At 69.8% G+C, this 24,272-nt stretch carries 26 protein-coding genes, 1 tRNA gene and 2 pseudogenes; 15 read left to right on the top strand and 14 right to left on the bottom strand.

What is annotated here, in order from left to right; genetic code table 11:
- Positions 1-54 precede the first annotated feature (54 nt).
- From hpf to ACOJSF_RS10775, 4 genes are read left to right on the top strand one after another with little or no spacing between them, the layout of a single operon-like run.
- Positions 55-627 carry a ribosome hibernation-promoting factor, HPF/YfiA family gene (gene hpf / locus ACOJSF_RS10790; RefSeq protein ID WP_420142203.1) on the top strand — a complete coding sequence of 191 codons (573 nt, stop codon included), beginning with the start codon at positions 55-57 and terminating at the stop codon, positions 625-627.
- Positions 628-669: 42 nt separating this feature from the next.
- Positions 670-1,137: a PTS IIA-like nitrogen regulatory protein PtsN gene (gene ptsN, locus ACOJSF_RS10785; RefSeq protein ID WP_420142202.1), complete on the top strand. Its 468-nt coding sequence runs from the start codon at positions 670-672 to the stop codon at positions 1,135-1,137.
- A complete protein-coding gene (locus tag ACOJSF_RS10780) occupies positions 1,097-1,468 on the top strand; it encodes a DUF1491 family protein (protein ID WP_420142201.1) in 372 nt (123 codons plus the stop codon). Before ptsN ends, ACOJSF_RS10780 begins: the two co-directional genes overlap by 41 nt.
- A 37-nt stretch (positions 1,469-1,505) precedes the next feature.
- Positions 1,506-1,988: an MmcB family DNA repair protein gene (locus ACOJSF_RS10775; RefSeq protein WP_420142200.1), complete on the top strand. Its 483-nt coding sequence runs from the start codon at positions 1,506-1,508 to the stop codon at positions 1,986-1,988.
- 41 nt (positions 1,989-2,029) lie between these two features.
- Here ACOJSF_RS10775 and ACOJSF_RS10770 read toward each other — a convergent pair whose 3' ends face one another.
- A complete protein-coding gene (locus ACOJSF_RS10770) occupies positions 2,030-2,641 on the bottom strand; it encodes an ankyrin repeat domain-containing protein (RefSeq protein WP_420142199.1) in 612 nt (203 codons plus the stop codon).
- Positions 2,642-2,718: 77 nt separating this feature from the next.
- On the opposite strand from ACOJSF_RS10770, the gene ACOJSF_RS10765 reads away from it, so the two are divergent.
- From ACOJSF_RS10765 to ACOJSF_RS10755, 3 genes are all read left to right on the top strand, one after another.
- The gene (locus ACOJSF_RS10765; protein WP_420142198.1) at positions 2,719-3,312 is read left to right on the top strand and encodes an SCO family protein; all 594 of its coding nucleotides are present in this window, start codon (positions 2,719-2,721) and stop codon (positions 3,310-3,312) included.
- Positions 3,309-3,740 carry a YcgN family cysteine cluster protein gene (locus ACOJSF_RS10760; RefSeq protein WP_420142197.1) on the top strand — a complete coding sequence of 144 codons (432 nt, stop codon included), beginning with the start codon at positions 3,309-3,311 and terminating at the stop codon, positions 3,738-3,740. Before ACOJSF_RS10765 ends, ACOJSF_RS10760 begins: the two co-directional genes overlap by 4 nt.
- Before the next feature lie 67 nt (positions 3,741-3,807).
- A complete protein-coding gene (locus ACOJSF_RS10755; RefSeq protein WP_420142196.1) occupies positions 3,808-4,434 on the top strand; it encodes a M48 family metallopeptidase in 627 nt (208 codons plus the stop codon).
- Between the two features lie 39 nt (positions 4,435-4,473).
- Here ACOJSF_RS10755 and ACOJSF_RS10750 read toward each other — a convergent pair whose 3' ends face one another.
- The 4 genes from ACOJSF_RS10750 to ACOJSF_RS10735 all read right to left on the bottom strand — a co-directional run bounded on the left by ACOJSF_RS10750 (position 4,474) and on the right by ACOJSF_RS10735 (position 7,069).
- The gene (locus tag ACOJSF_RS10750; RefSeq protein WP_420142195.1) at positions 4,474-5,238 is read right to left on the bottom strand and encodes a sterol desaturase family protein; all 765 of its coding nucleotides are present in this window, start codon (positions 5,236-5,238) and stop codon (positions 4,474-4,476) included.
- 16 nt (positions 5,239-5,254) lie between these two features.
- Positions 5,255-5,647, bottom strand: coding sequence for a group II truncated hemoglobin (locus tag ACOJSF_RS10745; protein WP_420142194.1), 393 nt, complete (start codon positions 5,645-5,647; stop codon positions 5,255-5,257).
- 7 nt (positions 5,648-5,654) lie between these two features.
- Positions 5,655-6,824 (bottom strand): 5-demethoxyubiquinol-8 5-hydroxylase UbiM, encoded by a 1,170-nt coding sequence (gene ubiM / locus ACOJSF_RS10740; protein WP_420142193.1) that lies wholly within the window; start codon positions 6,822-6,824, stop codon positions 5,655-5,657.
- A gap of 155 nt (positions 6,825-6,979) precedes the next feature.
- Positions 6,980-7,069, bottom strand: a tRNA-Ser gene (locus tag ACOJSF_RS10735).
- 117 nt (positions 7,070-7,186) lie between these two features.
- On the opposite strand from ACOJSF_RS10735, the gene ACOJSF_RS10730 reads away from it, so the two are divergent.
- Positions 7,187-7,924, top strand: coding sequence for a DUF1134 domain-containing protein (locus ACOJSF_RS10730; RefSeq protein WP_420142192.1), 738 nt, complete (start codon positions 7,187-7,189; stop codon positions 7,922-7,924).
- Between the two features lie 7 nt (positions 7,925-7,931).
- On the opposite strand, the gene pgeF is transcribed toward ACOJSF_RS10730, so the two are convergent.
- The 5 genes and pseudogenes from pgeF to ACOJSF_RS10705 form a co-directional block, all read right to left on the bottom strand.
- Positions 7,932-8,699, bottom strand: coding sequence for a peptidoglycan editing factor PgeF (gene pgeF / locus ACOJSF_RS10725; protein WP_420142212.1), 768 nt, complete (start codon positions 8,697-8,699; stop codon positions 7,932-7,934).
- Positions 8,696-9,181 carry an SAM-dependent methyltransferase gene (locus ACOJSF_RS10720; RefSeq protein ID WP_420142211.1) on the bottom strand — a complete coding sequence of 162 codons (486 nt, stop codon included), beginning with the start codon at positions 9,179-9,181 and terminating at the stop codon, positions 8,696-8,698. Before ACOJSF_RS10720 ends, pgeF begins: the two co-directional genes overlap by 4 nt.
- Before the next feature lie 103 nt (positions 9,182-9,284).
- A pseudogene (locus tag ACOJSF_RS10715) lies at positions 9,285-9,578 on the bottom strand (SAM-dependent methyltransferase); the annotation flags it as partial.
- Between the two features lie 160 nt (positions 9,579-9,738).
- On the bottom strand, positions 9,739-10,605 hold the full coding sequence (gene lgt, locus ACOJSF_RS10710) for a prolipoprotein diacylglyceryl transferase (protein ID WP_420142191.1): 867 nt from the start codon (positions 10,603-10,605) through the stop codon (positions 9,739-9,741).
- 39 nt (positions 10,606-10,644) lie between these two features.
- A complete protein-coding gene (locus ACOJSF_RS10705) occupies positions 10,645-11,811 on the bottom strand; it encodes a phospholipase D-like domain-containing protein (protein WP_420142190.1) in 1,167 nt (388 codons plus the stop codon).
- Positions 11,812-11,911: 100 nt separating this feature from the next.
- Between ACOJSF_RS10705 and ACOJSF_RS10700 the strand changes: the two genes are divergently transcribed.
- Positions 11,912-13,990 (top strand): prolyl oligopeptidase family serine peptidase, encoded by a 2,079-nt coding sequence (locus ACOJSF_RS10700; RefSeq protein WP_420142189.1) that lies wholly within the window; start codon positions 11,912-11,914, stop codon positions 13,988-13,990.
- Between the two features lie 3 nt (positions 13,991-13,993).
- Here the strand turns inward: ACOJSF_RS10700 and ACOJSF_RS10695 are convergent, their stop codons facing one another.
- Positions 13,994-14,413, bottom strand: a complete 420-nt coding sequence (locus ACOJSF_RS10695; RefSeq protein WP_420142188.1) for a cupin domain-containing protein — start codon at positions 14,411-14,413, stop codon at positions 13,994-13,996.
- 99 nt (positions 14,414-14,512) lie between these two features.
- On the opposite strand from ACOJSF_RS10695, the gene ACOJSF_RS10690 reads away from it, so the two are divergent.
- Genes ACOJSF_RS10690 through purH form a run of 5 tightly spaced genes read left to right on the top strand, consistent with a single transcriptional unit; the run spans position 14,513 to position 20,319 of the window.
- Positions 14,513-16,708, top strand: coding sequence for a molybdopterin cofactor-binding domain-containing protein (locus ACOJSF_RS10690; RefSeq protein ID WP_420142187.1), 2,196 nt, complete (start codon positions 14,513-14,515; stop codon positions 16,706-16,708).
- The gene (gene hemH / locus ACOJSF_RS10685; protein WP_420142186.1) at positions 16,705-17,712 is read left to right on the top strand and encodes a ferrochelatase; all 1,008 of its coding nucleotides are present in this window, start codon (positions 16,705-16,707) and stop codon (positions 17,710-17,712) included. The genes ACOJSF_RS10690 and hemH overlap by 4 nt, the downstream gene beginning before the upstream one ends.
- 31 nt (positions 17,713-17,743) lie before the next feature.
- The gene (gene phbB / locus ACOJSF_RS10680; RefSeq protein WP_420142185.1) at positions 17,744-18,466 is read left to right on the top strand and encodes an acetoacetyl-CoA reductase; all 723 of its coding nucleotides are present in this window, start codon (positions 17,744-17,746) and stop codon (positions 18,464-18,466) included.
- Between the two features lie 4 nt (positions 18,467-18,470).
- Positions 18,471-18,695, top strand: coding sequence for a ribbon-helix-helix domain-containing protein (locus ACOJSF_RS10675; RefSeq protein ID WP_420142184.1), 225 nt, complete (start codon positions 18,471-18,473; stop codon positions 18,693-18,695).
- A gap of 49 nt (positions 18,696-18,744) precedes the next feature.
- On the top strand, positions 18,745-20,319 hold the full coding sequence (gene purH, locus ACOJSF_RS10670) for a bifunctional phosphoribosylaminoimidazolecarboxamide formyltransferase/IMP cyclohydrolase (protein WP_420142183.1): 1,575 nt from the start codon (positions 18,745-18,747) through the stop codon (positions 20,317-20,319).
- 219 nt (positions 20,320-20,538) lie between these two features.
- Here purH and ACOJSF_RS10665 read toward each other — a convergent pair whose 3' ends face one another.
- Entirely contained in the window at positions 20,539-21,858 is a 1,320-nt protein-coding gene (locus tag ACOJSF_RS10665) for a chloride channel protein (protein WP_420142182.1), read from the bottom strand.
- A 164-nt stretch (positions 21,859-22,022) separates the two neighbouring features.
- Between ACOJSF_RS10665 and ACOJSF_RS10660 the strand changes: the two genes are divergently transcribed.
- The gene (locus ACOJSF_RS10660; protein ID WP_420142181.1) at positions 22,023-23,534 is read left to right on the top strand and encodes a DUF389 domain-containing protein; all 1,512 of its coding nucleotides are present in this window, start codon (positions 22,023-22,025) and stop codon (positions 23,532-23,534) included.
- A gap of 23 nt (positions 23,535-23,557) precedes the next feature.
- Here ACOJSF_RS10660 and ACOJSF_RS10655 read toward each other — a convergent pair whose 3' ends face one another.
- The gene (locus tag ACOJSF_RS10655) at positions 23,558-23,842 is read right to left on the bottom strand and encodes a DUF167 domain-containing protein (RefSeq protein ID WP_420142180.1); all 285 of its coding nucleotides are present in this window, start codon (positions 23,840-23,842) and stop codon (positions 23,558-23,560) included.
- A gap of 40 nt (positions 23,843-23,882) precedes the next feature.
- A pseudogene (locus tag ACOJSF_RS10650) lies at positions 23,883-24,272 on the bottom strand (argininosuccinate synthase); the annotation flags it as partial.

Genomic DNA, 24,272 nt, shown 5'->3' with positions numbered 1-24,272 from the left:
CATGTGGCGCTTGGGGCGGAACTGTTCCGCTCCGGCGCGGGAAGGGAGACCATAATGGACATTCGGGTTTCGGGCCATCAGGTCGATACGGGCGATGCGCTGCGCGTCCATGTCGAGGACCGGCTGCAGGCGCTGGCGGAGAAATATTTCTCGCGCAGCATCTCCGCCCACGTCACCTTCGGCACCGGGCCCCACGCGAGCTTCTCGTGCGACATCGTCGCGCATGTGATGCAGGGCGTGATCCTGAAGGGGTCGGGCCAGGGCAATGAGGCCCATCCCGCGTTCGACCAGGCGGCCGACCGGATCGAAAAGCAGCTGCGCCGCTACATGAGCCGGCTGAAGAGCCGCAACGCCGGGCCGACCGCCGCCGAGATCGAGGCGAATGCCGGCTACACCGTCTTCCAGGCGCCGGTCGAGGAGGAGGAACCCGAGGGCGATCACCCGCTGGTCATCGCCGAAACGCGGGTCGACGTGCCCGAGGCGAGCGTGTCGGACGCGGTGATGATGCTCGACCTGCGCAACACCAACGCGCTGCTGTTCAAGAATAGCGGGACGGGGGCGTTCAACATGGTGTATCGGCGCGGCGACGGTACGATCGGCTGGGTGGAGCCGCAGCGCGCCGCCTGACCCGGGGGCGCACCCGCCTTACCTTGGATTGTGACCGCATCGATGGACGACCTTTCCGACCTCCTGGGAGCCGAGGCGGTGCTTGCGAGCATCGCCGTTCCCAACAAGAAGACGCTGTTCCAGCAGCTTTCGGCATGCGCGGCGAAGCTGACCGGCACCGATCAGAAGTTGATTCTGGAACGGCTGCTCGACCGTGAGCGCCTCGGCTCGACGGGGTTCGGGGGCGGGATCGCCATTCCGCACGGCAAGATCGAAGGCCTGACCAAGGTGGTGGGCGTGTTCGCGCGCCTGGATGAACCGGTCGAGTTTCAGGCGATCGACGGCATGCCGGTCGACCTCGTCTTCTTGCTATTGTCGCCGCCGGACGCCGGCGTCGAGCATCTGAAGGCGCTCGCGCGCGTCAGCCGCCGGCTGCGCGATCGCGCGTTCGTGGCCAAGCTGCGCGGCGCGGGATCGACCGACGCGCTCTATGCGCTGTTCGCGCAGTCCGACACGCGCGACGCCGCCTGATATGACGGCGCCCCGGCTGGCTGCCGGGATGCTGGTGGCGGCTTTGATTCGGCGGACCCAAGCGGCGGGGGGCCACGCGATGGTGCTGGCGCGCGGCGATGCGACCGCCGGCGCGTTGCTGATCCAGCTTGCCGAGCGGGGCGAAGCGGGCGCGCTGCTCGAACGCCAACTGGATCGCGACGGCGCGTATCGCTGGTCGGCGGCGGGCCCTGAGAATCCGGATGCACGCGCCGATTATCTCGCGAAGCGGCGGCGCACCGATCCCGATCTCTGGATCCTCGAGCTGGACGTCGCCGACGGACAGGCGCTGATCGAGGAGGTGACGGGCTAGACTTCCCGTGGTTCCTGAAACGTTCTAACGCTGGGGAATGGCGAGTCTTCCCTCCTGCTTCGACGATGCCCCTCTGGTAGCGGCCGATGTGGCGCGTGGGGTGGCGCGGCTGTTGTGGCGGCAGGATCTGGTCGCGCTGTGCGAAGTGCCGCTCGGCAACGGCCGGCGGGCCGACCTGATGGCGCTCGATGCGAAAGGCTGCATCACGATCGTCGAGATCAAATGTTCGCGCGCGGATCTGCGCGGTGACGGTAAATGGCCGGAATATCTCGATTATTGCGATCGTTTCATCTGGGCGGTGCCGGCGGGATTCGCGCTTGCGCCGTTCGACGAGGCGCATTTTCGGCCCGACATTGCCGGGCTGATCGTGGCCGATCGCTATGACGCGGAGATGCTGCGTGAGCCCGCGACGCGCCCGCTTGCCGCTGCAAGACGCAAGGTGGAAACTTTGCGTTTTGCCCGGCGCGCGGCGCAGCGGCTGCTGGGCGGGCTCGACCCGGGGCTGGCCGGGCTGGATTAGCGCGCGGCTCCTGCCATCGGACCCGCGCGTGGATCACCGCCTTAGCGCGTGGGCCCCGCGACTTCCTTCTTGGGGCCGGTCGACTTGGCGTCCGCCAGCACGCGCAGCGTGGTCGCGCCGCCTCTCTGATCCTCTTTGGCATAATCGCGCGCGCTCTTGCCCGCGATCGTGTCGGCGATGTCGGGGTTCGCGCCGCTGGCGAGCAGCAGGCGCATGATCGGATAATTGCGCTGTTGAACCGCCAGAACCAGCGGAGTCTCGCCGCGCGAATTGGTCGCGTTGGCATTGGCGCCGCGCTGGAGCAGCGCGCGTACCGCGTCGCCGTCGGCCAGCTGGGCCGCGGTCATCAGCGGCGTATTGCCGTCGCGATCCTTGATCTCGGTCTGCGCGCCCTTCGACAGCAGATAGTTGATCCAGGTCTGATCATGACGCCGGATGACGAGGTGGAGCGCGGTCTCGCCCGTGCCGCCATCGCGGATATTGATTACCGACCCGCCGGGCTTGCCCAGATATTCGAGCGCCTTGCCATTGTCGGCGTCCTTGATCGCCTTCAGGAAATTATAGCTGTCGGAGAATTGCGCCGCCGCCGGCATCATGGCCGATGCCGCCAGCGCAATCGCCAACAGCTTGGAAAGCCCGCCGCGCACGCCCATATTCCGCTCCGTAAGAGTGCCGCGGCCCCCGGCCCGGCTTGTCAGCACGCGCATAGCAAAGCATGCCTAAGCACACCATGAACAAAGCCTTTCGCGCGCTGTGCCTCGGCGCGATCCTCGCTTTCGGGGCGACCGCCTGCCATGGGCCCGCGCCGCAGCCGCCGCTGGCGGGCGCGGCGATCGGCGGCCCCTTCGCGCTGACCGATCAGGACGGTCGCCGCTTTTCGAGCGCGGCACTGGCCGGCCGATATGCGATCTTCTATTTCGGCTACACCTTCTGCCCCGATGCCTGTCCGACCGACATGCAGGTGCTAGGCAAGGCGATGCGCCTGCTCGACGCGCAGGATCCCGCGCTGGCGCGGCGCATCCAGCCGGTCTTCGTCACGGTCGATCCCGCGCGCGACACGCCCGCCGTGGTCAAGCGGTTCACCGCCGCCTTCCATCCGCGCTTCATCGGCCTGACCGGAAGCGAGGCGCAGATCGCCGCCGTCGCCAAGCAATATGCCATCGCCTATCGCAAGCAGCCGCCCGCTGAGGGTACGGACGGGTATCTGATGGATCATCCGCGCATCGCGATCCTGTTCGGGCCGGACCAGAAGCCGATCGCGCTCCTGCCCGTCGATGCCGACGCCGGGCAGGTCGTGGCCGAACTGCGAAAGTGGGTGCGATGAGCCGCTTTTGGGAAGAAAAGCCGCTCGACCGGCTGTCCGCCACCGAGTGGGAGGCGCTGTGTGACGGGTGCGGCAAATGCTGCCTCCACAAGCTGGAGGACGAGGAGACGGGCGCGCTCTACGCCACCAACGTCGCGTGCCGGCTGCTCGACCGCAAGAACGCCGCATGCCGCGATTACAAGAACCGCCGGCGCTTCGTGCCGGATTGCGTAAGGCTGACCCCGGCCAAGGTCGCCACGCTCGACTGGCTCCCCTCGACCTGCGCCTATCGGCTGGTGGCGGAGGGCAAGCCGCTGTTCGACTGGCATTATCTGATCAGCGGCAGCCGCGAGGCGGTGCATACGGCGGGCATGTCGACGCGCGGCTGGACCGTGTCGGAGGACGATGCCGGCGAGCTCGAATATCATCTTGTCGACCGCGAGCTCTGAGCCTGTCTTCACCGCCGGCGGGCGCACCCGCCAGCTGGCCGTCCGCCGCTCGGCAACGGCGCGGCGGATGCGTCTCGCGATCGATCCGCGCGACGGGCAGATCAGCCTGACGCTGCCGCGCCGCCAGCCGCTCAAGCCCGCGCTCGATTGGGTCGAAAGCAAGCGTGCCTGGATCGAGGCGGCGCTCGCGCGGACCGCGCCGGCGCGCCCGTTTATCGACGGCGCGATCCTGCCGCTGCGGGGCGAAGACCTCACATTGTCTTGGGACGGTGGACCACGCAGCGTACGCCGCGACGGTGCGCTGCTCCGCGTGGGCGGCCCGGTGGATCTGGCCCCGGGGCGGCTTTTGCGCTGGCTGCGCGCCGAGGCGCTGAGCGAACTGGAGGGGGAGACGCGCCGTTTCGCCGCGCGTGCCGGCGTGACGATCGGCCGGGTGCGGGTCGGCGACGCGCGCAGCCGCTGGGGCAGCTGCTCGTCCGAGGGAGACATCGCCTATAGCTGGCGACTGATCCTCGCGCCGCCGGCGGTGCTGGAGGCGACCGTGGCGCACGAGGTGGCGCATCGGCTGCACATGAACCATGGGCCCGATTTCCACGCGGCAGTGGTGACGTTGCTGGGGCGGGAGCCCGCGGCCGAGCGCGACTGGCTGCGCCGGCATGGCGCGGGCCTTCATGCGATCGGGCGCGCCGACTGACCGGGCGAGGAGGCCTGCGGCCGGGCGCTCCGAATTCCGCTATCGCTGCCTTCGCCGTGGAGAGGGTTGGTGTCTCCGGGTAGCCGATGCACGGGCGACCCAGGGATAGCGTGCCGCCATCTCGTTCGTATAGCCGAGGTTGAAGACGGTGGGGCTCTTCGCGGGGCGGTCGGCACGGGCGTACAGCGTGCCGAACAGCCGGTCGTAAGCGAAATTGGTAATCCCGAAATTGCCGTCCTCGTCATGGAAATGATGTTCGTTGTGGCGCCGCTTCATCGTCGCCATCCAGCGATTGCGCGGTTTCCACCCCAGATGCTGCACGCAATGCATGAATTCGTAGAAGCAGGTGCAGAGCAACCCGGTCGCGAAGCCCGCCAGCGCGCCGCCCACCCCGCCGATCAGCCAGCCCGGTAGCGCCGCAACCACCAGCAGGGTGGGCAGCGTCGTGTGCAGCGCGCCGAACAGGATCTCCAGCCGGTCCGGGTCCATGTGATGATCGTAATGGATCCGCTTCCAGATGCGCGCGAGCGGCCGCACCTTGAACATCCACCGGCTGTGCAGCACCCAGCGATGAAGCGCATACCAGATCAGCGGATAAGCGAGCGCGATCGTCGCCACGGTTACCAGCGTCGCGGCGGGCGGGGCCGGCCACCGCGCGAACGCCGCGACGCTGATGGCGGCCAGCAGCAGATAGGCGATCACCGCGTAATGGGTGAAGTAGGCCGCGATCAGTGCGCGCAGATCCATCCGCCCGAGGTGATGTGTGCGATCCCAGAAGCGCGGCTTTTCCGAAATGCTGGTCATAGACGGTCCTCCCGGGTCATTCGGCGACGATCATGGCGGCGGCCATCCGGGCGAAGGCGTGGCGCATCTGGTTCGCGACCGGCGGCGGCACATCGGTGTCGGCCATCGCCCGGCCCATGGCGTGCAACCACGCGCCTGCCGTCGCCGGAGTGACCGCCATCCCCCGATGCGCCGACATGATGCACCGGCCCGTCTGAAACCAGTCGCGCGGGCCGCCCAGCCAGCCCGTCAGGAACCCGGCCAAGGCGTGCCGCATCGGCGCCAGATCCTCGCCATGCATTGCCCGCAGCCGGGAATAGCGGGGGTCGGATTCCATAAGGTCATAGAAGCGATCGGCCAGCGCCCTCACCCGCGTGTCACCGCCGATCCGTTCGAACGGGGTCGGGCCGTCGGGGGGTGGGGCGTTCATGGGATGCTCAGTGCCGTGCCAGCAGACGGGACACGCCGGCACGGACGGGCGCCAGGCTTGCCGCGCGCAGCAGCGCCGGGCGGGCGAGCCGTGCCGCCGGCCGATCGTCGGTAAACAGGCGCACGATTGCGCCCGTCGCGGCGAACAAGGGTGCGGCGGCCAGCCGATGCGTCGTTTCATAGCCACGCAGCACTGTCGCGGCGCCGATGTCCCCGTTCGATCGGGCGGCGGCGGTGACCCGCGTCGCGAGCGTAGCGGCGCCGAGCAATCCCAGATTGAATCCGTGCGCGGTTACCGGGTGCATGCCGACCGCCGCATCGCCGATCAGCGCGGCGCGCGGAGCGGCGAAATGGCGGCTCCAGACGGTGGCAAGCGGATAGACGAAGGGCCGGGAAAGCGGGCGGAGCGGCCCAAGCCGCGCGGCCGAGCGTCGGGACAGCTCCTCGGCAAGCAAAGCGGGCTCCGCCATGGCGAGGCGGGCGATCGCATCCTCGGGCAGCGTAAGGACGACCGACGACCGCAGCGGATCGGCAAGCGGGAGGCACGCGATGGTCTGGCCGTGACCGAACCATTCCAGGGCGACGCCGTCGTGGGGCCGCTGATGCTCGACCGGCACGACCAGCATCGACTTGCCGAGCCGGCATATGTCCGCCGCGATGCCAAGCCGCGCGCGCGTTTCGGAAAAGCGCGAATCGGCTGCCACCAGCAATCGCGCGCGAAGTCGCGTTCGGTCGGTGAGCTCCACCTCGACGCCGCTGTCCGAGCGCCGCAGGCCGGTGACGCCGGCACCGGCGCGGATGTTGAGGCTGGTCTGCCCCTCCGTCGCCGCAAAGAGCGCCCGCCGCAGCCGCCAATTCGAGACGAGCTGGCCCAGCCTTCCCCCACAACCCTCGGCCGGACCAAAGGCGAGCGCGAACGGTGACGCGCCATTCAGTACGCGCGCGGCGCTGAGCGGCGCCACCTGCGTCGGATCGATGTGGTCCCACGCGCCCAGGCGTTTCAGACGATCCGCCGACCGATGCGTGAGCGCGATCTCGCGCCCGTCGTCGGCCGGCTCCGCCAGCGCCGCGAGCGACTGCCGCTCCACCAGCACGATCGCCAGGCTGCTCGATGCCAGCCCTCTTGCGAAGGCGAGCCCGGCCGGCCCGCCGCCGATCACGATCACGTCGCAGTCCATGGGGCGCCGCTAGCGGCTGAAACGCGCGGGCACTTTGACGCCCGTCAATGCGTGCGAGGTCGCGCCCTGCCGATCGGTGTCTTAGACCACATCCCCTGGACGCCAGCGCGATCGCCGAACGTCGTTCGGCGCCATGGTGTTCGGGATCGAAAGGGTGGCGGAGACGGAGAGATTCGAACTCTCGGTACGGTTTCCCATACGACGCTTTAGCAAAGCGTTGGTTTCAGCCACTCACCCACGTCTCCAGGCCCGGCTGGGTGCGGCTATAGCGGCGTGATCCGCCGCGATCAACGCCAAGCCTGCCGCTTGTTCATTGCCGCGTAAGCGCGGGCTTCCCTATAGAAGACGAAAGGGAGACTGGGATGATCCGGCACATCGTGACTTCGCTCGTGGGCGCATCGCTGATCGGCGGTGCCGCGACCGCGCAGGTGCGCACGGTCGATCCGAACCAGGCCGGCGCCATGGCCGCGACGTCGGCGCCGGAGACGCCCGCCTACGATCCACCCGCCGATGCACCCCCGCCTCCTGCTCCGACGGCTCCCGCGCAGCCGCAGGGCACGCAGGCGCCCCCGCCCGCCTCGCAGGCGGAGATCCAGGCGCGCGACGCAGTCACGGGCGGCACGTACCAGGAGGGCGACGTGCTCGCCGCCGCCGAGGGGGTGTTCGGCAAGGGCGCGGCGGGCCTCGCCGAACTGGTCGAGAAGATCTTCAAGGAGCAGGGCCGACCCAACGCCTATATCGCCGGGCGCGAGGCGGGCGGTGCCTTCGTCGTGGGCCTGCGCTACGGATCAGGCACGATGTTCCACAAGGTGGAGGGGCAGCGCCCGGTTTACTGGACCGGGCCGTCGGTCGGTTTTGACGTGGGCGGCAACGGCGCCAAGACGTTCGTGCTGGTTTACAACCTCTATGACAGCCAGGAGCTGTTCCAGCGTTTCCCGGCGGTCGAGGGCAATGTCTATGTCGTGGGCGGGCTGACCGCGAGCTATCTGCGGCGCGGCGACAAGGTGCTGATCCCGATCCGGCTGGGGGTCGGCTGGCGGCTCGGCGCGAACCTCGGCTATATGCGCTTTACCGAGAAGGCGACTTGGTCGCCCTTCTGAGGCCGGATCAGGCGGGCAGGCCGATCAGCGCGATCTGCCGCCCGTAATCGGGCTCGCCGCGATGCGTCGCGCGGCGGTAGCTGAAGAAGCGGCGTTCGTCGGGATAGGTGTCTAGCCCGAGCATCTCGATCCGCTCCACCCCGGCCGCCGCGAGCCGCGCGGCGACATAGGCCTCGAGGTCGAAATGCCAGCGATCGCCCGCGCCCGGCGCGAAGAAGCGCTCATTCTCCGGGTCGGCCTCGTCAAAGCGGCGCAGGAAGGCCTCGTCGACCTCGTATGACGCACGCGCGATGCAAGGGCCGATCGCCGCTGCCATCCGCGCGCGATCCGCGCCCAGCCGTTCCATCGCCGCCACCGCGGCGTCGGTGACACCGCCGATCGCCCCCTTCCACCCGGCATGCGCCGCGCCCACGACGCCGGCCTGCGGGTCGGCCAGCAACACGGGCGCGCAGTCGGCGGTCAGCACGCCGAGCAGCAGGCCGGGCCGGTCGGTCACCAGCGCGTCGGCGTGGGGACGCGCGTCGTCGGGAAAGGGCGCGGTCACCACGACCGCCTCGGCCGAATGGACCTGATGCAGCGTGACCAAAGCCGCGCCGGGCAGCACCGCTGCGACCACGCGGCGGCGATTTTCGGCGATCGCGGTGCGATCGTCGCCCGATCCCAAGCCGACGTTCAGCCCGGCGAGAATGCCGGTCGACACGCCGCCCTCACGCCCGAGGAAGCCGTGCGGCACCGCGCCGAGTGCCGTCGCGCGAAACGGGACGGGGACGCTCATTGAAAGCCCGCCGGCTCGGGCCAGCCATGCGCGGTGATCGCCATCACCTTGAACAATTCGCCCATCTCGTCGGGGGCGGTGAGACGGCGATAGGCGGCGGCGATCTCGTCCGCGCGCAGCGGCGCGCTGCGCGTGAGCGCGCCCGCGCGCGACGCGAGGCCGAGTGCGACCAGCCACTGGCCCTGCGGCACCGGCCCGGTAACATGGACGCCCGCGCTGCGCGCCGATCCGGCGAGCGCGCCGAAATCGACATGCGCGGTCAGGTCGCTCGCGCCCGGCCGCGCGAACGGATCGGCATAAGCGTGGGCATGGACCGCCTGGAGCGTATCGCCATGCGCGCCGCCAGCATGGCCGTAATCGATCGCGAGCAGCGCACCGCCCTGATCGTGCAGCCGTCGCGCCAAAGCATGGACGAGCTTGCGCGCGGCGGGACAGCTTTCGATGATCCCGCCCGGATCGGCATCGCGCAGGTGCGGCGGCACCTCGCCGTCGCGCGCGCGCGCCAGGGCGCGCCTCGAACCCGTCCGGCCCGCTCGCCACCATCCGCTCGTGCCAGCCGTCCAGCGTGCGGACGAGCTGGCGGATCGGCAGCGCGTCGAAGAATTCGTTGGCGACGACCAGCAGCGGGCGATCGGCGGGCAGCGTCTGGATCGTATCGTGCCAGATCGCGTCGGGATGCTGCGCGCGCTGGCGCTCGCGCAGCAGCGGGCTGGTCTCCACCAGATGGAGCGGGGGGCGGAGACCGGCGCTCGCCATCGCGCGCAGCATGTCGACCGCCAGCGTGCCCCGCCCCGGCCCCAGTTCGACCAATGCGACCTCGGGCGTGCCCGCGCGCTGCCACAGGTCGGCAAGCGCGAGGCCGACCAGCTCGCCGAACATCTGACTGACCTCGGGCGCGGTGATGAAGTCGCCCGCCGCGCCGATCGCCTCGCGCGTCGCGTAATAATGCGCGTTCGCGAGCGCCATGTAGCGTTCGACCGTGATCGGTCCTTCGCCCGCGATCAGCGCCTCGATCGTCCCCGTCAGATCGGGGGTCGGATCAGGCGACGCTGGCATCGCCGGCGATCGGCTCGACCCGCACGCGGCGGCGTGGCGCGGTGGCGATGAAGAAGATGCCGGTCAGGATCATCGGCAGGCTGAGCGTCTGCCCCATCGACAGACCCCACGGCAGGATGCCGAGCTGGACGTCGGGCTCGCGCACGAACTCGACCAGGAAGCGTGCGGTGCCATAGCCGGTCAGGAAGGTGCCGAGCAGCATCCCCGGTTTGTAGCGCGCCTGCGTCCGCCAGAAGAGCACGAACAGGATCGCGAACAGCACGACGCCTTCCAGCGCGGCTTCGTAAAGCTGGCTCGGATGACGCGGATAGGGGCCGGCCTCGGCACCCGGAAAGACGATCGCCCAGGGAACGTCGGTGATGCGGCCCCACAATTCGCCGTTCACGAAGTTGGCGAGCCGGCCGAAGAACAGCCCGAACGGGACGCAGCAGGCGACATAATCCAGCACGCGCAGCATCGAGAGGCGATTGGCGCGCGCCATCCACCATACCGCGATCATCGTCCCGAACGCGCCGCCGTGGAAGGACATGCCCCCTTCCCACAACCTGAGCACGCGGAGCGGCTCGCGCAGCATCCAGGGATCGTAGAAGAGGACGTAGCCGATCCGTCCGCCGAGGATGATGCCGAGCGTCGCGTAGAACACGAAATCGTCGGCATGCGCGCGCGTCATCGGCGCGCCGGGCCGCGCGATCAGGCGGGTGAGATACCACCAGCCGATGACGATGCCTGCAATGTAAGCCAGCGAGTACCAGCGGATCTGCAGGATGCCGAGGTCGAGCGCGACCGGCGACAGATGAAGGCTCGCATAGGTGAGCGGTGCCGCCGTGGCGGCGAGGGGGACCAGGCTCATGTCCGCCGCCTAGCCCAGCGCGCGGCGCGCGGCAAACCGTCAGCGGCCCGCAAAGCCATCGATCTCGCGCCCGATCGCGGCGTGGCGCGCGATGAGCGCGCGCGCCAGCGCAGCATCGCCCGAGCGCATCAGCACCTCGTCGTTCAGCCAGCGCGAATTGCGGTTGTAATTGAGGCTGCCGACGTAGCTCGTGGTTTGGCCGTTCCGCGTGAGGACGAGGAACTTGGCGTGCATCGGCAGGCCGTCGGGATGGGCATAGCGCCGCACATCGACGCCCGCCGCCCGCAGCCGTGCCACGGCGGCTTCAGGCACGCGGCGCTCGGTGTCGTGCACCACCAGCTCGATCCGGGCGCCCGCGCTTCCCGCCCTGGCCAGCCGATCGACCATGTCCGCCTTGAGGTGTGAGATCGCACCCCACATGCGATCACCCGGCCCCAGCGCGTCGACCGCGCGTTCGACCACTTCGGGGCGGAGCCGGGGGTAGAAGAACAGGTCGGTGTCGCCGTCACGCACGATGCGGTTGGCCTGGAGGCCGAACCGTCCGGCCGATCCGCCGCCATCCACGATCCGCTGGACCTGCGCCTCCAGAGCGGCGACCAGCCCCGCGCCGGTCACCTCGACCAGCAGATTGTGCCCGCGATCCTGATCGCCGATCTCGTCGATCACGGCACGATCGGTATCGGCGTCGCCGGACGGGTTGAACGATCCGATCAAGGCGACCGGCGTCGGATGCGAGAACATATAGATCTTGCTGTGCAGCCGGCCCGCGACCGCGCGCAACAGGGCCGGCCGCTGGCGCAGCACCAGCCCGCCCCCTAAACCGTGACGACGCAGCAGATCGATCGCCGCGGCATTGGCGCCGCCCAGGCGCGGGCTCCCGTCGAATGTCAGCGTCACGCGCACGCCCCGATCGCTCGCCCGGATCAGCGCGCGGGCGAGGTCGAGGTCGCGGAAATAATAGGTCGCCCATGCGATCCGCCCGCCGGCCGGAACCGCGTCGATCCGCGCGCGCAGCAGCGTGGCGAGCGCGCGGGACGGGCGATCGGGACCGCCGAAATGGACCGCGCCGACCGGCGGCGGCCCCAGCCGGTGCACGTCGACCACGGTATCCGGCGTGGCCTGGAGCAGGCGGAACGCGCCATAGCCCCCCGCCGGCACCGCCGCGAGCAGCACGATCGATCGCAGCAGGAGGGAGGCGCGCGGCATTGCGGGTCGCGGTCTGGCGAAAAGCCCGCCCCCCGGCAAGCCGATCGATTGACGCAGGCGGCGGGATCGGCACTGTGGCGGCAACCATGAAGGATCAACGATGGCACCGCGCCTCCGGCGGCTTCTCCCCCTCCTGCTTGCCGCCTTGTCCACGATGAGCGATGCCGCGCCGCCCGCCGACGATCCGCACGTCTGGCTGGAAGACATCTTCGCGCCCAAGGCGCTCGCCTGGGTCGAGGCCGAGAATACGCGCACCCTGTCGGTGCTCGAACGCGATCCGCGCTATTCCGGCCTCTATGCCGACGCGCTGCGCATCGCAGAGGCGACCGACCGCGTGCCGAAGCCGAACCTCGTCCGGGGCGATCAGGTGCTCAACCTGTGGCAGGATGCGGCGCACGTTCAGGGGCTGTGGCGGACGACGACGCTTGTGGACTATCTGACCGCGACGCCACGCTGGCGCACCCTGCTCGACCTCGACCAATTGTCGGCGGCGGAAGGCAAGAAGTGGGTGTGGAAGGGCGAGCAGTGCGAGCCTGTCACCGAGAAACGCTGCATCCTTTCGCTCTCCGAAGGGGGCGAGGACGCGACCACCGCGCGCGAATTCGATCTCGATAGCGGCACGTTCGTTGCCGGCGGGTTCACCCTGCCGACCTCGAAGCAGGATCTTGCGTGGGAGACGCCCGACAGCCTGCTCGTCGCGCGCGACTGGGGCCCCGGCACGATGACCAGCTCGGGCTATGCCTTCGTGGTCAAGCGCGTCACGCGCGGCCGTCCGCTCGACCAGGCGACCGAGGTGTGGCGCGGCCAGCCGAGCGATGTCGGCGTCTCCCCGATGTCGCTGGTCGACGGCGACGGACGGCGCCTGCTGCTGATCTCGCGCGCGATCACCTTCTTCGACAGCGAGACGCTGCTGGTCGAGGGCGATCGCGTGACCCGGCTCGATCTGCCGGCTCAGCTGTCGGTCGCGGGGCTGGCGGCCGGGCGGCTGATCGTGACGATCAACGAGGATTGGCGCGGGCACAAGGCCGGCGCGTTGGTCGCGGTGCGGATCGTCGACGGCAAGGTCGCGGGGGACGAACTGCTGTTCGCGCCCAGCCCACGCCAGTCGGTCGAGACGGTTGCCGTGACGAAGGGGCATGTCGTCGCCGCGATCTACGACAATGTGCGTGGGCAGGCGTGGCGCTTCGCACCGGCGGATGATGGGTGGAACGCGAAGCGGCTGCCCCTGCCGGACAATAGCGCGGTCAATATCGTCAGCCACGACCGCGCGACCGACCAACTGTTCCTGCAGGTCGAAAGTTTCACCGTGCCCACGTCGGTCTGGCTGGCCGACGCCGCGAAGGCCAGCGCGACGCAGGTCAAGGCGATGCCGCCGCGGTTCGACGCGACGGGCCTCGTCACCGAACAATATGAGGCGGTGTCGAAGGACGGCACCAAGATCCCCTATTTCATTGTTCACCGTGCCGATGCCAAGCGCGACGGCGCCACCCCGACGCTGATGACCGCCTATGGCGGTTTCCAGGTCTCCTACACGCCGTCCTATCTCGGCACGCGCGGGAAGCTGTGGCTGGAGAAGGGCGGCGCGTTCGTCCTCGCCAATATCCGCGGCGGCGGCGAGTTCGGCCCGGCGTGGCACCAGGCGGGTCTCAAGACCAAGCGGCAGGTGATCTACGACGATTTCGCGGCGGTCGGCGAGGATCTGGCCCGGCGGGGTTTCACCTCCGCACGGCGGCTCGGCATCTTCGGCGGATCGAATGGCGGGCTGCTGATGGGGGTCGAGATGACCCAGCGCCCCGATCTATGGAGCGCGGTCGCGATCCAGATCCCTCTGCTCGACATGCTGCGCTACGAACAGCTTTCGGCGGGATCGTCGTGGGTCGGCGAATATGGGAGCATGAGCGTGCCGGCCGAGCGTGCCTTCTGGGAGAAAACCTCGCCCTATCAGCAGCTCCGGCGCGGCGCGTCCTATCCCGAGCCGTTCATCTGGACGACGACGCGCGACGACCGTGTCGGCCCGGTCCAGGCGCGCAAGTTCGCCGCGCGGATGAAGGAATATGGTCTGCCCTATCTCTATTGGGAGAATATGGAGGGCGGGCACGCGGCGGGCGCCAACCTGAAGCAGGCGGCGCGCGCCAACGCGCTGGAGATCACTTACTTCATGCGCAAACTGATGGACTGAGGCTCAGCCGCCGCCCAGTGCCTCCTTCACCCGCTTGGCGGCGCGGCTCACGAAACCTTCCTCGGCCGCCTCGGCTTCCGCCTTGGTCCGGTGCGCGACGCCGGCGGGCTCGGCCGGGGGCGCGTAGACGCTGAACAGCTTGAGCGGGCTTGTCCCTTTGTTGATGATGTTGTGCTTGGCGCCCTTGGGGATGACGATCATCCGGTTGGGGCCCAACTGGCTGCGGCTGCCATCGACCACCGCCTGCCCCTCGCCCGCCACGAAGAAGGTGGTCTGGTCGGCGCGGTGCGTTTCCTCGCCGATATCCTCGCCGGCCGGAATGCTCATCAGGACGATCTGGATGTTGCGGTCGAGGTAGACCTCCTTCTGGAAGAAGTCGTTCGCGGTTGCGAGTTCGATCATGTCCTTGTTGAAGGCGGCCATCGCGCATTCTCCCACGTTTGAACGTCGCGCGCAGAACCGGCGCGGGGACGGCTTGTTCCCGCTCTCGACCCGGCCCGCGCGCCGCCCTAGAGGTCCGCCATGGCACGATCGACAGGCAGGGGCATCGACCGGCGCACATTGCTGATCGGTGGCGGCGCGGGCGCGGGGCTGCTGCTCGCCTGGGGCCTGTGGCCGCGCGATTACCGCCCCAACCTCGCCGCGCGCGAGGGCGAAACCGTGCTCAACGCCTTTCTCAAGATCGACACGACAGGGCGTGTCACCGCCGTCGTCCCGCAGGCGGAAATGGGACAGGGAATCTGGACCGCGCTCGCGCAGGCGCTGGCGGACGAACTCGGGGCCGACTGGCGCCAGGTCGGGGTCGAGCCGGCGCCGCTCAATCCGCTCTATGCCAACACTTTGCTCGCGGCCGATGCGGCGGCGGCATCCGGACCGGCGCTGCTGCGCGGGGCCGGCGGCTGGGCGGCGCGTGAATGGGCGACTCGCGAGGCGCTGACGATCACCGCCGGATCGACATCGGTCCGCATGTTCGAGCAGCCGTTTCGTGTGGCGGGCGCGACCGCGCGGGCCCTGCTGTGTATGGCGGCGGGGGAGCGGTTGGGCGCCGACTGGCAGGCCTGCGATACGGAGGCGGGCTTCGTCGTTCGCGGCGAGGACCGGTTCCGCTTCGGCGAGCTCGCGGCGCAGGCGGCCGGGTTCGACCCGCCGTCCGAACCGCCGCTCCGCCGCGTCGGCATCGGCGGCTTGAGCGGCCGGCCGGTGCCGCGCCTCGATCTCCCGGCCAAGGTCGACGGCACGATCCGCTATGCCGGCGACGTCCGCCTGCCCAACATGGTGTTCGCCGCGATCCGGCACGGTCCGATCGGCGATCCCCTGCTGACGGCGGTCGACCTGGCGGCGGCGGATCGTCAGGCGGGCGTGGTCGGGGTCGTGCGGACCGATACGTGGGTGGCCGCGCTCGCGAACAATTGGTGGGCCGCCGACCGCGCGCTCGACAAGCTTGCGCCGCGTTTCGCCGCTGGCGGCGCGGTGGCCGACAGCGCGGGGATCGGCAAGGCACTCGACGCGGCGCTGAGCGCGGACGGCGAGGTGATCGCAAGCGCCGGTGACGCCGAAAGCGTGTTGACCGGGCCGGGCGCGATCGAGGCGCGCTACGAAATTGGCCTCTCGCCCCATGCGACGCTCGAGCCGCTGGTCGCGACCGCGCGTGTAAACGGCGATCGGATCGAGGTGTGGGCGCCGACGCAGGCGCCGCAGGACGCGGTGTCCACGCTCGCGGGCGCGACGGGGTTTCCGGCCGATCGGATCACGCTCTATCCGATGCCGGTCGGCGGCGGCTTCGGCCACAAGCTGGCGCATGACGCGATCGTGGAGGCGGCGACGCTGGCGATCCACGCCAAGCGCCCGGTGCAGTTGATGTGGAGCCGACAGGAGGAGATGCAGCGCGGACGCCATGCCCCGCCGGCGCGCGCGCATCTGTCGGCGCGGCTCGAAGCGGGCCGGATCGCGGCGTGGCGGATGCGCCTCGCGACCCCGGGCGGGGCCAACCTGATCCCCGGGCTCGCCCGCATCGGCGAGAACGCGTTTGCGGCGGCGGGGGCGGTGCCCAGCTATGAGCTCCCGGTCCTGTCGGTCGCGCATTGCCCGGCCGAGATCGCGCTGCCGACGGGCGTCGCGCGCGCTGGCGCGCATGCCGCGACCGGCTTCTTCATCGAGGGGTTCGTCGACGAGCTGGCCAATGCGGCGGCGGTCGATCCGCTGGCCTTTCGCATGCGGCTGCTCGGGGGCAATCCGCGCCTCACGCGCTGCCTGAGCGAGGCGGCGGCGGCCGGCGGCTGGAGCGGAGAGCCGCGCGCCGGCCAGGGCCTGGCTTGCCTCAGCGCCTTCGGCAGTCATGTCGCGGTGATGGCCGAGGCGGCGCTCGATGGCGATGCGATCCGCGTCGTGCGGCTGGCGGCGGTCGCCGACATCGGCCGCGTCATCCATCCCGACAGCGCGCGTCAGCAGATCGAAAGCGGGCTGATCTGGGGGCTGGCGCAGGCATTGGGCGGTTCAGTCAACACTGCGGATGGGCGCGTCCGGCAGACCGGGCTGGACGCGCTCCGCCTGCCGCGCCTGCGCGACATGCCCGAAATCAGCGTCAGCCTGATCCGGTCAGGCGAGGCGCCGGGCGGGGTGGCGGAGCTCGCCGTCCCGGTGGCGGCCCCGGCGATCGCCAACGCTTTGTTCGCCGCCACGGGCAAGCGGCTGCGCAGCCTGCCGCTGAGGATGCCATGACCCCGCCGCCAGACCATCCCGCGATCCCCAGCCCCCGTGTCGGCGTGCTGCTCGTCAATCTTGGCACGCCCGACGCGGCCGAGCCCGGCGCGGTGCGGCGCTACCTCGCCGAATTTCTCTCCGACCGGCGGGTGGTGGAGATCCCGCCTCTGCTGTGGCAGCCGATCCTGCGCGGGGTGATCCTGACCACGCGCCCGAAGAAGTCGGCGCACGCTTATGCCCAGGTGTGGGGCGAAGACGGCTCGCCGCTCGCCGCGATCTCGGCGGCACAGGCGCGCGCGCTCGGCGACCTGTTCGGTGACGACGTGCTGGTCGATCACGCGATGCGCTACGGCCGTCCCGCCATTCCCGACCGTCTGGCGGCGATGAAGGCGGCGGGGTGCGAGCGGATCCTGATCGCGCCGCTCTACCCGCAATATTGCGCGGCGACGACCGCGACCGCCAACGACCACGCCTTCGCCGCGCTGGCGACGATGCGGTGGCAGCCGGCGATCCGCACGCTGCCGCCTTATTACGACGATCCCGGCTACATCGCAGCGCTGAAGGACAGCGTGGAGGCGTCGCTGGCCGCGCTGCCGTTTGCGCCGCAGGCGATCGTCGTCAGCTTCCACGGGATGCCGCAGCGAACACTGGACCTCGGCGATCCCTACCATTGCCATTGCCGCAAGACCGCGCGGCTGCTGGGCGAGGCGCTGGGGCGCGATCTGGTCACTGCCTTCCAGTCGCGCTTCGGCCGCGCCAAGTGGCTGGAGCCCGCGACCGATCGGGTGCTGGCGGGGCTGCCGGGGCAGGGCATCACGCGCGTCGCGGTGGTCGCGCCCGGCTTCTCGGCCGACTGCGTCGAGACGCTGGAGGAACTCGCGATCCGCGGGCGGGACACGTTCATCGGCGCGGGCGGCACCGATTTCGCCGCCCTGCCCTGCCTCAACGCGACACCCGGCAGCATTGAAATGTTGCACGCCCTGCTGCGGCGGGAGCTTGCGGGATGGGTAAGCGCTTCCTAGGCTTCAGGCCAACTCGAACATGGAGAGGCAGATGGCGCGCGTTGCGATCGTGACCGGAGGAACCCGCGGCATCGGCGAGGCGATCAGCCTCGCGCTCAAGGCGGAAGGGATCATCGTCGCCGCCAATTATGCCGGCAATGACGAACGGGCGAAGGCCTTCACCGAAGGCACCGGCATCAAGGCGTACAAATGGGACGTGGCCGATCATCAGGCCTGTCTCGACGGCGTGAAGCAGGTCGAGGCCGAGCTCGGCCCGGTCGACATCATCGTCAACAATGCCGGCATCACCCGCGACGCGACCCTGCTCAAGCAGAGCTGGGAGCAGTGGCGCGAGGTGATCGACACCAATCTGGGCGGCTGCTTCAACATGGCCAAGGCGGCGTTTCCGGGGATGAAGACGCGCGGCTGGGGCCGGATCGTCAACATCGGTTCGATCAACGGCCAGGCGGGCCAGTACGGCCAGGTCAATTACGCCGCCGCCAAATCGGGCATTCACGGCTTCACCAAGGCGCTGGCGCAGGAGGGCGCGCGCTTCGGCGTGACGGTCAACGCGATCGCGCCGGGCTATATCGACACCGACATGGTCGCCGCCGTGCCCGAGGACGTGCTCGCCAAGATCGTCGCCAAGATCCCGGTCGGCCGGTTGGGCAAGGCGGACGAGATCGCGCGTGGCGTCATCTTCCTGACCGGCGAGAATGCGGGCTTCGTCACCGGATCGACGCTGTCGATCAACGGCGGCCAGCACATGTACTGACGCGATGGCCGGCCCGGTCAAACGATCGGTGATGATCGCCGGCCACGCGACCTCGGTCAGCCTCGAGCCCGTCTTCTGGGAGGCGCTGAAGCGCGCGGCCGAGGAGGATGCGCTGCCGATCAGCGCGCTGGTCGCGCGGATCGACGCGGCGCGGGTCGCGGACGACGCGCCGGCCAACCTCGCCAGCGCGATCCGGGTATGGCTGATGGAGCGGCTGCTCGATCGCTGACGGAGCAAAAATCCTGGCCATCCGCGCCTTGGCCGTTAAACGCGCGCGCATGACCGACATCACCATCCGCCGCGCGCTGCTTTCCGTTTCCGATAAGACCGGGCTGGTCGAACTGGGCCGGGCGCTTGCCGCCAAGGGCGTCGAGCTGGTGTCTACCGGCGGCACGGCCCGGGCGCTGCGCGAGGCGGGGCTGGCGGTGCAGGACGTGTCGGACCTGACCGGCTTTCCCGAGATGATGGACGGGCGGGTCAAGACGCTGCACCCCAAGGTCCATGGCGGGCTGCTCGCGGTGCGCGACGATGCCGCGCACGTCGCCGCGATGGAGGAGCACGGGATCGGCGCGATCGATCTGGTGGTGGTGAACCTCTACCCCTTCGCGCAGACCGTCGCGAAGGGCGCGGGCCGCAACGAGGTGATCGAGAATATCGACATTGGCGGGCCGTCGATGGTGCGCTCGGCCGCCAAGAACCACGCCTTCGTCGCGATCGTCACCGACCCGGCCGAGTATGCGGTCGTCGCGGAGGGCACGACCACGATCGACCAGCGCAAGCTGTTCGCCGCCAAGGCGTTCGCCGCGACCGCCGCCTATGACGCGACGATCGCGTCGTGGTTCGCGTTCAGCGACCAGCAGGCGCAATTCCCCGACACGCTCGTCACGCCGTGGCGCCGGGTCGAGCCCGGCCTGCGCTATGGCGAGAACCCGCACCAGGCGGGCGCCGCCTACCTGCCGCACTGGCCGCACGAGCGCGGGATCGCGCAGGCCGAGCAGGTGCAGGGCAAGGCGCTGAGCTACAACAATTACAACGATGCCGACGCCGCGCTGGAGCTCGTCAGCGAGTTCAAGGACGGCCCGCCCACCGTGGTGATCGTCAAGCATGCCAATCCGTGCGGGGTCGCGACCGGCGAGACGCTGATCGAGGCGTACCAAGCGGCGCTCGCCTGCGACAGCGTGTCGGCGTTCGGCGGGATCATCGCGGTCAACCGCCCGCTCGATGGCGCGACGGCCGAGGCGATTTCGGGCATCTTCACCGAGGTGGTCGCCGCCCCCGACGCCGATGCGGACGCGCGCGCGGTGTTCGCCCGCAAGAAGAATTTGCGCCTGCTGCTGACGGGGGAACTGCCCGATCCCAAGCGGCCGGGCATGACGCTGAAGTCGATCGCGGGCGGGATGCTGCTCCAGACGCGTGACAACGGGCAGGTGCCGGAGGACGGGCTGACCGTCGTCACCAGGCGCGCGCCGACGCTGCAGGAGCTGGCCGATTGCCGTTTCGCCTGGATCGTCGCCAAGCACGTCAAGTCGAACGCGATCGTCTATGCCAAGGACGGCGCCACCGCCGGGATCGGCGCGGGGCAGATGAACCGCCTGGAAAGCGCGCGCATCGCCGCGTGGAAGGCGAAGGACGCGGCCGGCAAGGCGGGCTGGGACCAGCCCAAGACGATCGGGTCGGCGGTCGCCTCCGACGCTTTCTTCCCGTTCGCCGACGGCCTGCTCGCGGCGGTCGAGGCGGGGGCCACGGCGGTGATCCAGCCGGGCGGATCGATCCGCGACGAGGAGGTGATCGCCGCCGCCGACGAGGCCGGGCTGGCGATGGTCTTCACCGGAATGCGCCACTTCCGCCATTGAGGCGAGGCGGCCGCACCTGACGAGGTCGCGTCCAAAGTTTACGGAAGTTCACGCTCGTGCGGCGCGATGCGCCGTGTGCGGTGCCGAGCCGTGCGCCTGCTCCCACCTAGCAGACGGTGGAGCCTGTGCCGACGATGGGAAAGAGCCGGCTCTCTATACCTGTTTTGTTCTCAAATTGCGAGGCCAGCGGTCATCGGGCCCCGATGATGTGGGCGCCGATTACGGACGCATCGCGAAGGTCCGGGACAGGCCGTGATACAGCTTCTCGCGGCAGACGAATTGGCTGAACCCGTCCGCAATGAAGGCGGTCGCGAACATCGGCAGCATCAGCCCGCGGCTGGCGGTGGTTTCCGACAGGATGATGACGGCGGTCAGCGGCGCGCGGACGACACCGGCGAAATAGCCGACCATCCCGAGGATCACGATCGACGAGGCCGGCATTCCCGAAAAGATCGGCTGGAGGAGGTTGCCGACCCCTGCCCCCACCGCCAGCGACGGGGCGAAGATGCCGCCCGGCAGCCCCGCGACCGCCGTCGCCAGCGCGGCGAGGAACTTGGCCGGGCCGAACCATAAGGGTGCATCGACCCCGGCGATCATCGCGCGCGCGGCGCCGTAGCCGGTCCCCCAGGTCATGCCCGTGCCGACGCCGAGGAGGGCGACGACCAATCCGCAAAGCGCGGCGAACGCGACAGGGCTTCGGCGCGCCCAGCCGGTGACCGGGTTGCTCGCGGTCGCCATGGTCAGCATCAGCCGCGCGAACAGCCCGCCCGCGACGCCCCCGACGATGCCGGCGCACGGCACGGCCATGAGCGCGGAGGTGATCGTCATGTGCGCCCCGATCAGGCCGAAATAGACGTAGTCGCCCTGCACCGTCTGCGCGACCATGCCGGCGATCACGATCGCGGCGATGACGAGCAACGTAACCCGCTGCTCATAGGCGGACGCCAATTCCTCGATCGCGAACAACAGCCCGGCCAGCGGGGTGTTGAACGCCGCCGCCACCCCCGCCGCGCCGCCCGCGATCAGGACGGCGCCGCGCAGCGGGACACGGAACAGACGGTGGCTGAGGCCCATGACGGCGGCCGCGATCTGGACGGTCGGCCCCTCGCGCCCCACCGATGCGCCGGCCAGCACGGCCCCGAGTGTCAGCAGCGCCTTGCCCACGACCGTTCGCACCGACACCAGCGACCCCGTCGCCCGTTCGGGGTCCTGCTGCGCGGCGATGACCTGGGGGATGCCCGACCCGCGCGCCAGCGGGACGAAGCGCCGCGTCAGCCAGACGAGGAGGGCGAAGAGCAGCGGCGTGCTCAAGAGCGGAAGCCACGGATGGCGCGCGACATAGAGGTCGAAAAGCTGCCCGGCGGCGTCGGCGGCGGTGGCGAAGAGCGTCGCGGCCAGCCCGATCGCGACCGCACCGAGCAAAATCGCCAGCCGGGTTCTGAACCGCATCGACGAGGGCCCTTCGGCCCGCAGCAGCGCGCGATAGCGCGCGGGCGTCCACCCGCGTGCGCCAGCCTTCGACGATCGTGGTTCAGGCATGCGGCGGCTTACACAAGGCTGCGGGGAAAAGACCAGCCTTGGCGGCCGGACTCCCCAAAGTTCGGCATGTCGGACCATCGGCGGCATTGCGGACATGCGAGGGGTCGCCCCCACCGCGCCACTGCCCTAGCAGGAGGCCGTCGGAAGCAGGAGCGGCGCAGGCAATGGGTGAATACAAACCGCGCGGTCGATCCGAGCTGCGTCGATGGTGGTCGATGTGGGTCGTCAGTGGAGTGGATCATGACGCGGTGCTGCGGCAGATCATTGAGGATTCGGGCTGGTCCGGCCGATATGCATTCCTGATCGTCATTTCGGCCACGCTTTCCCTGCTCGGGCTGTTGATGCCGTCGGTCGCCGTGCTGATTGGCGCGATGCTGCTATCACCCCTGATGACGCCGATCATCGGGGTCGGCTTCGGGATCGCCACGGTCGACACGCACGAGATGCGCCGTGCCGCCACCGCGCTGGTGGCCGGCGCGGCGATCGCGGTGATGCTGTCAGTCATATTCGTGGCGCTTTCCCCGATCCAAACCATCACGAGCGAGATTGCGGCCCGCACGCGGCCGACGCTGTTCGACCTGCTCGTGGCGCTGCTTTCGGCGCTCGCGGGCGCCTATGCGCTGATCCGGGGTCGCGGCGGCACGGTCGTCGGAGTCGCGATCGCGATCGCGCTGATGCCGCCGCTGGTGGTGGTCGGCTTCGGCATCGCCACGCTCAACTGGACGGTGTTCGCGGGTTCGCTGCTGCTGTTCCTCACCAACGCCATCACCATCGCGCTCACCGCCGCGCTGGTGGCGCGCGTCTACGGCTTCGGCGCCCATCTCTCGCCGCAGCATACGGGCTGGCAGCTTACCCTGTTCGTCGTGGCGCTCGGCATTCTCTCCGTTCCCCTGGGCACGGCGCTCCGCCAGATCGCGTTCGAAGCGGTCGCCCGGCGGCAGGTGCGCGACACGATCCAGAGCCGGTTCGCGGACGGATCGCGGTTGAGCCAGCTCGACATCGATCACGATGCCAAGCCGATCCGCATCCGGGCGGTGGTGCTGACGCCACGGCTGGACCCCCTTGCCGACCGCGCGCTTGCCAGCGACCTGCGCGAGCGCCTTGGCCGGCCGGTCGACCTGCATGTCGATCAGCTGCACGTCGCGCCCGACGCGAGCGGGGTCGAGGTCGCGCAGATCGCCCGGGCCAATGGCGGCAACGCGCCGACCGAGGCCGATCGCCAGCAGCGCGCCGTTGCCGACCTTGCCCTGATCGCAGGCGCGCAGCCCGCGACGGTCCGCGCCGACGCGCAGCAACGGACACTCTACGCGACCGCGGCGGCGCTGCCGGGGCTGGGCCTGTCGGGCTATCGCATGCTGGAGGCGCGCGCGCACCGCGCCCTGCCGCAATGGACGATCCAGCTTGCGCCGCCTGGCGATGTCGCGCTGCCGCCGATCCGGCTTGTGGAAGGCGTGATCGACGGGGAGGCGCTGGATACGGCCGCATGGGCGGCACAACGGCTGCGGCGCGCGATCGCGGTCAATGGCGGCATGCTGGCCCAGCGCCGCGCGGTCGCGGACGGTATCGTCAGCCGCGGCGGACAGGCGGCGCCGGGGATCGCAGCCGGGTCGCTTCGCCTCGAATGGCAGGCGCCTGACGATGCCGAGCGCACCGAACCGCCCACGCCGGCGCGCTGACCGGATGATCCGGGCGCCGCTTTTTACGCTTGCCGAAGCAGCGCCTCGATCCGGGCAGCGAGCGTTGCGGAGTCGCCGGCGAGGCGGAGGCGCTTGAGGCGGCTGGTGTCGCCGGCCTCGATCGTGACGGCCGCGCGCGGCAGGCCGAGCGTGGCGGCGGCCCATTTCACCAGCGCGCTGTTGGCGGCGCCGTCGACCGGGGGCGCGGCAAGGCGGACCGCGAGCGCGGTGCGGCCGTCGGGCTGGAGGTGGAGACCCGTCGCCCCGGTGCGCGCGGCGCGCGGCGTGACCCTGACCGTCAGGATCACGCCGTCGTCCCGTACGACGTAAGGCGGGGCGAGGAGCGGCTCAGCGGCCGTCGCGGCGGCCCAGCAGGCGCAGGCGCAGCGCGTTGAGCTTGATGAAGCCCGCCGCGTCGCGCTGGTCGTAGGCGCCCTGATCGTCCTCGAACGTGACGACCTTCTCCGAATAGAGCGTGTGCGGCGACTTGCGACCGATCACGTGGACACCGCCCTTGTAGAGCTTGAGCCGGACGGTGCCGGTGACCTTGTCCTGGCTGTGGTCGATCGCCGCCTGCAGCATCTCGCGCTCGGGGCTGAACCAGAAGCCGTTATAGATCAGTTCGGCATAGCGCGGCGCGAGCTCGTCCTTGAGGTGCGCGGCGCCGCGATCGAGCGTGATCTGCTCGATACCCCGGTGGGCGAGATGGTAGATCGTCCCGCCCGGCGTCTCATACAT

Source organism: Sphingomonas sp. (genome assembly GCF_048594985.1).
Classification (GTDB): domain Bacteria; phylum Pseudomonadota; class Alphaproteobacteria; order Sphingomonadales; family Sphingomonadaceae; genus Sphingomonas_I.
This window is presented reverse-complemented; position numbering and strand designations above follow the sequence as displayed.